This is a genomic window from Veillonella dispar (genome assembly GCF_937975875.1).
Lineage (GTDB): Bacteria > Bacillota > Negativicutes > Veillonellales > Veillonellaceae > Veillonella > Veillonella dispar_B.
On record NZ_CALJSP010000062.1, the window covers coordinates 1 to 8,291 of the forward strand.

Here is an 8,291-nt window from a genome sequence, read left to right on the forward strand (position 1 = left end):
GGTTCGGCATAAAATAAAGAACGAGGATGCCTTACGCCTTTGTGGGTTTTCTTGGACGGATACCGTCATCGCCCACCGCAACACGCACATGGTTCTTGAAAACATCACGCACCAGCACATCTACAGACTCCTGATTTTTGTTGGTCACGATCGCCATAGGCATATCCTGCTCCTCATAATCGTGCAAAAGTTCCATCACACCATCATAAGGTCTGGTCTTGATCTGATTATGGGTCAGATAATAAGCCTTAAACATGGCAAAGGCTTCTTCAAAACGTGGATTTTCCTCTCCCTGTGGGGTTGCCTTGACCATGAGGGTGCGGATACCATTTCCAACGAACTGCCGAATACTCTCCAACGGATGCACCGGATATCCCATCTGCATCATCACGTAATTCACGCTGTCCGCCAAGTCTTCCAATGTATTCAAAAGCGTTCCATCCAAATCAAATAAAACAATATCGTATTTCATCTTTTGTTTACCTTCTTTCTTCACGTTCCTATCTTACCACAGGCAGGCAAGAAAAAAAACCACCTCTGTCTTACAAAGGTGGTTTCTATATACCGTCATCCCACAGCGCAGTCAGGGACGACGGGGCAAAAGTCAGACGAATGTCCGGATAGCATAACAAACATCCGCCATCTGCTTATCAAATTATTTGGCATCGCTATTTCGGATCTGTTCTCTGACCTTTAAGATCATAGAAGGGCTGACCGAAAGTTCATCAACGCCCATTTTAATGAATGTGTCTGTGAGAGTCACATCTGCACCAAGTTCGCCGCAGATGCCGACCCAGCAGCCTTCCTTATGTCCATTATCAATGATCATCTGCAACATCCGAAGGATTGCCGGATGATGTGCATCATAGATATTATCCAGTTTCGGGTTCTGACGGTCGATCGCCAGTGTGTACTGGGTCAAGTCATTGGTTCCAACCGAAAAGAAGTCAACTTCCTTTGCCAGAAGATCCGAGATCATGACCGCCGCAGGTGTCTCGATCATAATACCGAGTTCCACCTTGCCATACGGAATGCCCCCACTCTTTAACTCCTCCTGCACGGTCGCACACATCTCTTTGGCAGCCTTGACTTCATCCACAGAGATGATCATAGGAAACATGATGGAAATATTGCCATAATAAGATGCACGGTAAATCGCGCGCAACTGCGTCTTAAAGATCTCCTTGCGATCCAGACAGATACGGATGGCACGATATCCCATCGCCGGGTTTTCCTCATGTTCCAGTCCAAAATAATCTACCTGCTTATCCGCACCGATGTCAAGGGTTCGGATAATGACCTTTTTGCCAGCCATGTTCTCTGCGACTGTCCGGTACGCCTTAAACTGCTGTTCCTCGCTCGGATAATCCTCTGTTTCCAGATACAAAAACTCACTGCGGAAAAGTCCGATACCGCCGGCATCATTAGCAAGTACACTTGCCACATCGCCAACACCACCGATATTTGCATAAAGGGCGATCTTCCTGCCGGCTTTCGTGACATTCTCTTTGCCCTTTAATTCCTGTAAAAGTCTTGCTTTTTCTACTTCTTCCTGGCGAAGTGCCTCATACTTCGTCAATTCTTCCTCCGTCGGATCCAATAGAAAGACACTGTTTCTGCCATCCACGACAGCCATATGACCTTCTGCATCCTCGGGATAATCTACTCCAATAAGCGCCGGAATATTCATGGTTCTCGCCAGGATCGCTGTATGCGAATTGGTGGATCCATGACGGGTTACAAAGGAAAGCACCTTGGACTTGTCCAGTTGCACGGTCTCACTTGGTGCCAGATCATCTGCCAAAATGATGACCAGCTGGTCTCCCAGTCCTGCCTGCTCACTGCCGCCCTGCAAGATATGGATGACGCGATTGGAAATATCTTTGACATCTGCTGCACGCTCTCTCATATAATCATCATCCATGGCTGCAAACATTTCGGCAAAATTATCGCCTGTCGTTGCCACGGCATACTCTGCATTGATGCCCTGGGATGAGATCATATTGGTGATAGACTCCACATAATCCAGATCATCCAGCATCATCTGATGCACTTCAAAAATGGCGGCATTTGCCTCGCCCACTTCTTTTAATGCCTTTTCGTAAAGGGCTGCCAACTGGCTCTTTGCCTGCTCCTTTGCCTGGGTAAAACGCTTGATCTCCAGATCCGTATCTGTGACCTTGCTACGTTTTACGACCTGATCCTTCTTTCCAAAGATCTTGCACTTTCCGATTGCTATTCCGCTAAAAACGCTTTTACCTTCTAATTTCATATTCATCGCCCTCTCTTCGTTACTGTGCTAAACTACTACGAGCGCTTACCCGCTATCCTGTCTTACAGATTTTCTTCCAAAAACTTGCCAAGTGCTTCGATGGCTGCGTCCTCATCCTCGCCCTCGGTCTTTAAAACGATTTCCTGTCCACATTTTACACCAAGTCCCATAAGGCCTAAGATTCTCTTGGCATCCACTTCTTTTCCATCCTTTGCGATGATAACCTTGCTTGTAAACTTTGCTGCCTCTTTCACTAAGACACCTGCCGGTCTTGCATGGATTCCTTCCGGATCTGTGATCGTGTATGTGATTTCTTTCATGATATTTTCCTCCTTATGATCTTTCTTTTTATATTTTAGATGCAGCGGAAGCATACGGCTTTTCTGCTTCCGCCCATCTATATTCCTTTTTAAACTTCCTGTGCGTCCTTCTTGATAAAACCAAGCATGACGGTCGTAACAATGGAACCGATGATCCATGAAAGGATGTAAAGCAAAGGCTTTCCAACGGTTGCAAATACGAAGATACCGCCGTGAGGAGCCATCAGGGTACATCCAAAGAATGCACTGAGTCCGCCTGCGACACCTGCACCAACCAGAGTAGCACCGCATAAGATATATTCCCTGCTGGTGCCAATTCTTTAATGACTTTATCTAGTTGATGTTCCAAGGACTTGCCAACAATTAGTTTTTCCATACTATTCTCCCATTATATGTGCCAGCATGCGATGCGGCGATCTGCCCAATCGCGAAGAGGCGGACGTTCTGCAAAGCAACGACCTTCTGCTTCTGGGCATCGGCCACTAAACAAACAACCTTTTGGTGGATCTAGTGGATTTGGTGGGTCCCCTTTAAGCGGTGCTCCAATTGGAGCATGAGGTATAACAGGACCGTTTAAGGCAGTCAAAGCACGAGTATAAGGATGTTGTGGGAATTCATATAAATCCAATGCTGGACCTTCTTCCATAACAGCCCCTAAATACATAACTACCATGCGATGACTGATGTAGCGCACCATATTTAAATCATGAGAAATAAAGAGGTACGAAATACCATGTTGTTCTTGTAAACGTTCAAGCAATGTCATAATTTGTACTTGAATCGATACATCTAGTGCTGAAATCGGTTCATCACAGATGATGCACTGCGGCTGCATAATGAGAGCCCGTGCAATACCGATACGTTGACGTTGACCACCTGACAATTCATGAGCATAACGCTCACCAAAGGACATGTTCAAACCAACTTGATCAAGCACTTCTTTTACACGAATAACACGATCCCGAGGTGTATATTTTGGATCTAGTTCCAATGGTTCCTCTAGAATCGCATTAACTGTAAGACGTGGATTAAGAGATGCATAAGGGTTTTGGAATACCATTTGCATCACCGGATGAACAGCTTTTCGATCCACATACGGATCAATCTGACGACCGTTCATATAAATAGAACCTGATGTAGCTTGATGTAAGCCCATCAAAGTGTAGCCAAATGTAGATTTACCACATCCAGACTCACCTACGATACCAAGGGTTTCCCCTGGTGATTGATATAGACTCACGCCTTGTACAGCGTGTACCGTGTGTTTTGGCTTAAATAAGCCTCCTGACAGAGTGAACTCTTTAACGAGATTGTCAGTTTCCCATACGTAACTCATTAAAGTCCCTCCAACTTAGCTAACCAACATGTAAATTGGTGATTTTCACCAACATTTGTAACCATAGGAATACGATTGCCACAGATGCGCATAGCCCACTTACACCGTGGATTAAATGCACAACCTCGCGGTAAATCAAACAGATCCGGCGGTTGACCTTCAACGGCTTTTAATTCACCATGCCATTTACCTTGTGGTAAAGCAAGTAACAAGCCCAATGTGTACGGATGACGAGGTTCATTAAAGATGCCCTCCACCGTAGCAGATTCAACACATTTACCAGCGTACATTACCATAACACGATCGCAAATTTGAGCAATAACACGTAGGTTATGAGAAATAAAGATAATGCCAATACCAGCTTCTACAGCTAAAGTTTGCATAAGGCGCAAGATTTGAGCCTCTGTTGTAATATCTAGAGCCGTTGTCGGTTCATCACAAATCAAAACCTTTGGACGACCAGCGACAGCCATGGCGATACATACGCGTTGGCGCATACCACCGCTCAACTCATGAGGATATTGAGATAATCGTCTTTCCGGTGTTGAAAGGCCCATCTTCTTTAATAAGTCGATGGCAATCGCTCGTTCATCATAATCGTCACCATACGCATTGGTACGATGGATAACCTCATACATTTGCTCCCCAATCGTCATGATTGGATTCAATGAAGTCATAGGATCTTGGAATACCATGGCAACAGTAGTACCGCGCAATTCATTCCAATCATCTTCAGTGAATTCGAGGCAATCATTACCATCAATCATAAATGTATCGGCTTTGATTTTTGTTTTACCATATGGTAGCAATCCCATTAAGGAATTAACTAGCACAGATTTACCACAACCTGATTCACCAACAATACCTAAAATCTCACCTGGTTGTAAGGAGATATCTTGATTGCGAATAACCCGTAAAGGGCCTTGGAAGGTATCGATGGTAATGGACACATTGCGCACATCAACAATTGCGTTATTCATTATCTATCTCCTTCCTTAGGGTCTAACACATTACGTAAGCCATCACCAAGGAATGCGAAACCAAGCATGGTAACGCTAATGGCAACAGCAGGGAAAATCAATTGGAATGGATAGGAGCGCATGCTACTAATCCCTTCAGAAGCGAGTACGCCCCAGCTCGCCATAGGTGCATTTACACCTAAACCGATAAAGCTAAGGAATGCTTCTGTAAAAATAGCCTCTGGGATGGCCAATGTCAATGTAATGATGATTGGTCCCACGCAGTTTGGCAAAATATGACGCAATAAAATGCGATATTTTGGAATCCCCATCGCTTCAGCAGCAATGATGTATTCTTCGTTTTTAACTTTCAAAATTTGGCTACGTACGATACGGGCCATATTCAGCCAGTACGCAATCCCCAATGCTACGAAAATAGATGTTAAGCCAGGGCCTAGAACAACCATCAACAAAATTACATACAGTAAAAGTGGAATGCCGTACAAAACATCTACAAGGCCCATCATGATGCGGTCAACCTTACCGCCAAGGTAACCTGCAATGCCACCATAGGTAACGCCGATAACAAGATTGATAAACGCCGCTACAAAACCGATAGTTAAGGAAATACGAGCGCCGTACATAACGCGCGTATAAATATCGCGACCCAATGTATCTGTGCCGAACCAATGACTAAAGCTCGGACTTTGGTTCGCATCGATTAGGGATTGGTCCGCATAGGTATACGGCGAAATTAGGGGGCCTAAAATAGCTAGTACAATCATCACTAAGATGATAGTAGCCCCTACTACGGCCAAGCGATTTACCTTAAACCTTGCCCATTTACTAGGACGTTTTATAAAGCTTGTAATTTCTTCTTGAGGAGTTCGTTCAATAGGTAAAAAATCTTCCTTATTCATCTGTCCCCTCCTCTGTCGTAACACGTGGATCAATTAACGGATAAATCATATCCACCAAAATATTAAGAAATACTACAAGCGCACTATAGAAAATCGTAATACCAAGAATAACCGTATAGTCACGGTTATAGATGGATGTTACGAAATACTGTCCAAGGCCTGGAATCGCAAAGATTGTTTCTACGATAAAGCTACCTGTCAAAAGGCTAGCCGCCAATGGTCCCAAGTACGTAATAACTGGCAAAATAGCATTGCCTAATGCATGACGTGTCAAAATAGTCCAAGAGCCCAAACCTTTGGCACGAGCTGTACGGATATATTCTTGTTGGTACACATCAAGCAAGCCACTGCGCGTTAAGCGTGCAATGAATGCCATAGGTTGTGCTGCTAACGTCAACACTGGTAGAACCATATAAGATGGACCACGCCATAAGGCCACTGGGAACCATCCTAGTTCAAAGCCCACTACATATACAAGAACGGCACCAATAATAAATGTAGGCACGGAAATACCAATGGTAGATAATACGGTAACCGCATAATCAACGATACCATTAGGGCGCATAGCACTAATAGCACCTGCTGCAATACCACCTACTACAGCCACCATTAATGATAATAATCCAAGCTGCGCAGAAATTGGGAATGCATCACTGATAATATCGTTCACACTACGACCTTCATACTTATATGATGGACCCAAATCGCCCGTAATAACACCACCTAAATAATCACCATACTGTTTCCATACAGGATCATCAAGATGATACTTTGCTTCAATACTTGCTTTCACCTGAGGTGGTAATTTCTTTTCAGTTGTAAAAGGTCCCCCCGGTATTGCATGCATTAATGCAAACGTTACGGTAATGATGACCCATAAGATTATGATTGCGCCACCTAGGCGTCGAAATACATACCTTGTCATTGTCACTATCCTCCATAAAAAGTCTATCTGTTTTATTATACTACATTATGAAGTTAATTTCATGAATAACATCATTACATTTACAGAACGCCCTACATAACGTACAATAAAATATATAGTATTTTGGAGGTGTCTATGACAGAAGTACCTAGAGTCTTAACAATTCAAGACATGAGCTCCATCGGCCGTTGTGCCCTAACCGTTATGATTCCAATCATCAGCGCTATGCGTTGCCAAGCGGTTCCATTGGCAACAGCTGTATTGAGTAATCACTTAGAATATCCACACTACGAGTTTGTAGATTTATCGGCACATATGAGAGATTTTATGGACTGCTGGGATAAAAACGAAATCGACTTTCACGCTATTGTAAGTGGTTTCTTGGCATCCCCAGAACAAATTCATCTCGTGGAAGAAGCCATCGATCGTTTCGGTAATAAGGGACAAATGATTATCGTCGATCCTGCTATGGCCGATGATGGTCGCCTCTACTCTATCTATACACCTGATATGGTAGTAGCAATGCGCCAACTTGTTTCCAAAGCGCACATTGTAAAGCCTAATTACACAGAGGCTTGTTTCTTATTAGACATTCCATTTTCTACAGATCCTATTAGCGATGATGAATTGCATGATCGTTGCAAAAGATTGCATCAAATGGGGCCTGACATGGTTATCATGACCAGCGTACCATCTGAAACGCATGCGGTTATCGCTGTCTATGATGGGCCAACTGATTATTTAAAAACTTATGATATTCCTCTTATCCCTGTGAAAGCTACAGGAACTGGGGATATCTTTACTGCTGTATTATCCGGTGCAGTAATGAGGGGATATTCACCTTATGATGCGGCAGAGTTAGCAATGAATTTTACTACCAAGGCGATTCAAGCCACAGTGGATACTGTAAAATCAATGAAGCAAGGTGTAGCCTTTGAGCTAGTCTTGCCAGAATTAACTCAACTATAAGCTATAAATAAAGGGGAACTTATGGATTTACTCTATGTTGTATTACGAACACTGCTCATATGTACTGTAGGTTTGCTCATCGCATTCCAAGGTCGACGTATGGGCCTATCGATTTTTAATCTAACGGGACGATTAAATCGACTTCAATTTATCATATGCTTTATCGTGCTAATGATTTTATTCCACATCGTTCATTACATCGATGATCTATTCTTAGACTTTGTTGTATCCTTACCGGCTTATTGGTTTACACGGGTCATCATATGGATCTTATTAGCAGCACTCTTCCCATTGTCCTGCATCTTATTTGGCCGTCGTATTCACGATATCGGCTTTAATGCATGGGCCGGGATTCTCTGGTCAGTAATTATTATTTTCATCAATACTTACTCTGCTGTATCTCCATTCAATTACTTACTGGAACTTTTTGTATGGCTCATCGGCTTCCTCTTTTGGGTATTGCCGGGACAACCGGAACCAAACCAATACGGAAATCCTCCATTTATGCCTGTCAATCGACCAACTTACGAGTCAATGCAACAACCAGGATCTGAATCAGAACGAGAAATTAGAAAAACCGTTCGAAAACG

Annotated in this window: 10 protein-coding genes; 2 read left to right on the plus strand and 8 right to left on the minus strand. The window is 43.5% G+C overall.

Annotation, left to right across the window (positions count from 1 at the left end):
* Positions 1 to 31: 31 nt before the first annotated feature.
* The 8 genes from Q7P05_RS03155 to Q7P05_RS03190 all read right to left on the minus strand — a co-directional run bounded on the left by Q7P05_RS03155 (position 32) and on the right by Q7P05_RS03190 (position 6,732).
* Positions 32 to 472, minus strand: a complete 441-nt coding sequence (locus Q7P05_RS03155) for an HAD family hydrolase (protein ID WP_303930388.1) — start codon at positions 470 to 472, stop codon at positions 32 to 34.
* Positions 473 to 655: 183 nt separating this feature from the next.
* The gene (gene ptsP, locus Q7P05_RS03160) at positions 656 to 2,272 is read right to left on the minus strand and encodes a phosphoenolpyruvate--protein phosphotransferase (protein WP_303930391.1); all 1,617 of its coding nucleotides are present in this window, start codon (positions 2,270 to 2,272) and stop codon (positions 656 to 658) included.
* 62 nt (positions 2,273 to 2,334) lie between these two features.
* The gene (locus Q7P05_RS03165; protein ID WP_118535251.1) at positions 2,335 to 2,592 is read right to left on the minus strand and encodes an HPr family phosphocarrier protein; all 258 of its coding nucleotides are present in this window, start codon (positions 2,590 to 2,592) and stop codon (positions 2,335 to 2,337) included.
* Positions 2,593 to 2,815: 223 nt separating this feature from the next.
* The gene (locus Q7P05_RS03170) at positions 2,816 to 2,968 is read right to left on the minus strand and encodes a hypothetical protein (protein ID WP_303930398.1); all 153 of its coding nucleotides are present in this window, start codon (positions 2,966 to 2,968) and stop codon (positions 2,816 to 2,818) included.
* Between the two features lie 12 nt (positions 2,969 to 2,980).
* Positions 2,981 to 3,928, minus strand: a complete 948-nt coding sequence (locus Q7P05_RS03175) for an ABC transporter ATP-binding protein (protein WP_005387207.1) — start codon at positions 3,926 to 3,928, stop codon at positions 2,981 to 2,983.
* Positions 3,928 to 4,908 carry an ABC transporter ATP-binding protein gene (locus Q7P05_RS03180; protein WP_105094738.1) on the minus strand — a complete coding sequence of 327 codons (981 nt, stop codon included), beginning with the start codon at positions 4,906 to 4,908 and terminating at the stop codon, positions 3,928 to 3,930. Before Q7P05_RS03180 ends, Q7P05_RS03175 begins: the two co-directional genes overlap by 1 nt.
* On the minus strand, positions 4,908 to 5,807 hold the full coding sequence (locus Q7P05_RS03185; protein WP_024066371.1) for an ABC transporter permease: 900 nt from the start codon (positions 5,805 to 5,807) through the stop codon (positions 4,908 to 4,910). Before Q7P05_RS03185 ends, Q7P05_RS03180 begins: the two co-directional genes overlap by 1 nt.
* Positions 5,800 to 6,732, minus strand: coding sequence for an ABC transporter permease (locus Q7P05_RS03190; RefSeq protein ID WP_105094737.1), 933 nt, complete (start codon positions 6,730 to 6,732; stop codon positions 5,800 to 5,802). Before Q7P05_RS03190 ends, Q7P05_RS03185 begins: the two co-directional genes overlap by 8 nt.
* Before the next feature lie 135 nt (positions 6,733 to 6,867).
* Here Q7P05_RS03190 and Q7P05_RS03195 point away from each other — a divergent pair, with 135 nt between their 5' ends.
* Positions 6,868 to 7,701, plus strand: a complete 834-nt coding sequence (locus tag Q7P05_RS03195) for a pyridoxamine kinase (protein ID WP_172703429.1) — start codon at positions 6,868 to 6,870, stop codon at positions 7,699 to 7,701.
* 21 nt (positions 7,702 to 7,722) lie between these two features.
* Positions 7,723 to 8,291: DUF805 domain-containing protein (locus Q7P05_RS03200; protein WP_303930405.1), on the plus strand; the 569-nt coding region annotated here is incomplete at its 3' end.

Coding starts and splice junctions, on each gene's coding strand:
- Q7P05_RS03155 (WP_303930388.1), bottom strand. CDS start 472: ATGAAATACGATATTGTTTTATTTGATTTGGATGGAACGCTTTTGAAT.
- ptsP (WP_303930391.1), bottom strand. CDS start 2,272: ATGAAATTAGAAGGTAAAAGCGTTTTTAGCGGAATAGCAATCGGAAAG.
- Q7P05_RS03165 (WP_118535251.1), bottom strand. CDS start 2,592: ATGAAAGAAATCACATACACGATCACAGATCCGGAAGGAATCCATGCA.
- Q7P05_RS03170 (WP_303930398.1), bottom strand. CDS start 2,968: ATGGAAAAACTAATTGTTGGCAAGTCCTTGGAACATCAACTAGATAAA.
- Q7P05_RS03175 (WP_005387207.1), bottom strand. CDS start 3,928: ATGAGTTACGTATGGGAAACTGACAATCTCGTTAAAGAGTTCACTCTG.
- Q7P05_RS03180 (WP_105094738.1), bottom strand. CDS start 4,908: ATGAATAACGCAATTGTTGATGTGCGCAATGTGTCCATTACCATCGAT.
- Q7P05_RS03185 (WP_024066371.1), bottom strand. CDS start 5,807: ATGAATAAGGAAGATTTTTTACCTATTGAACGAACTCCTCAAGAAGAA.
- Q7P05_RS03190 (WP_105094737.1), bottom strand. CDS start 6,732: ATGACAAGGTATGTATTTCGACGCCTAGGTGGCGCAATCATAATCTTA.
- Q7P05_RS03195 (WP_172703429.1), top strand. CDS start 6,868: ATGACAGAAGTACCTAGAGTCTTAACAATTCAAGACATGAGCTCCATC.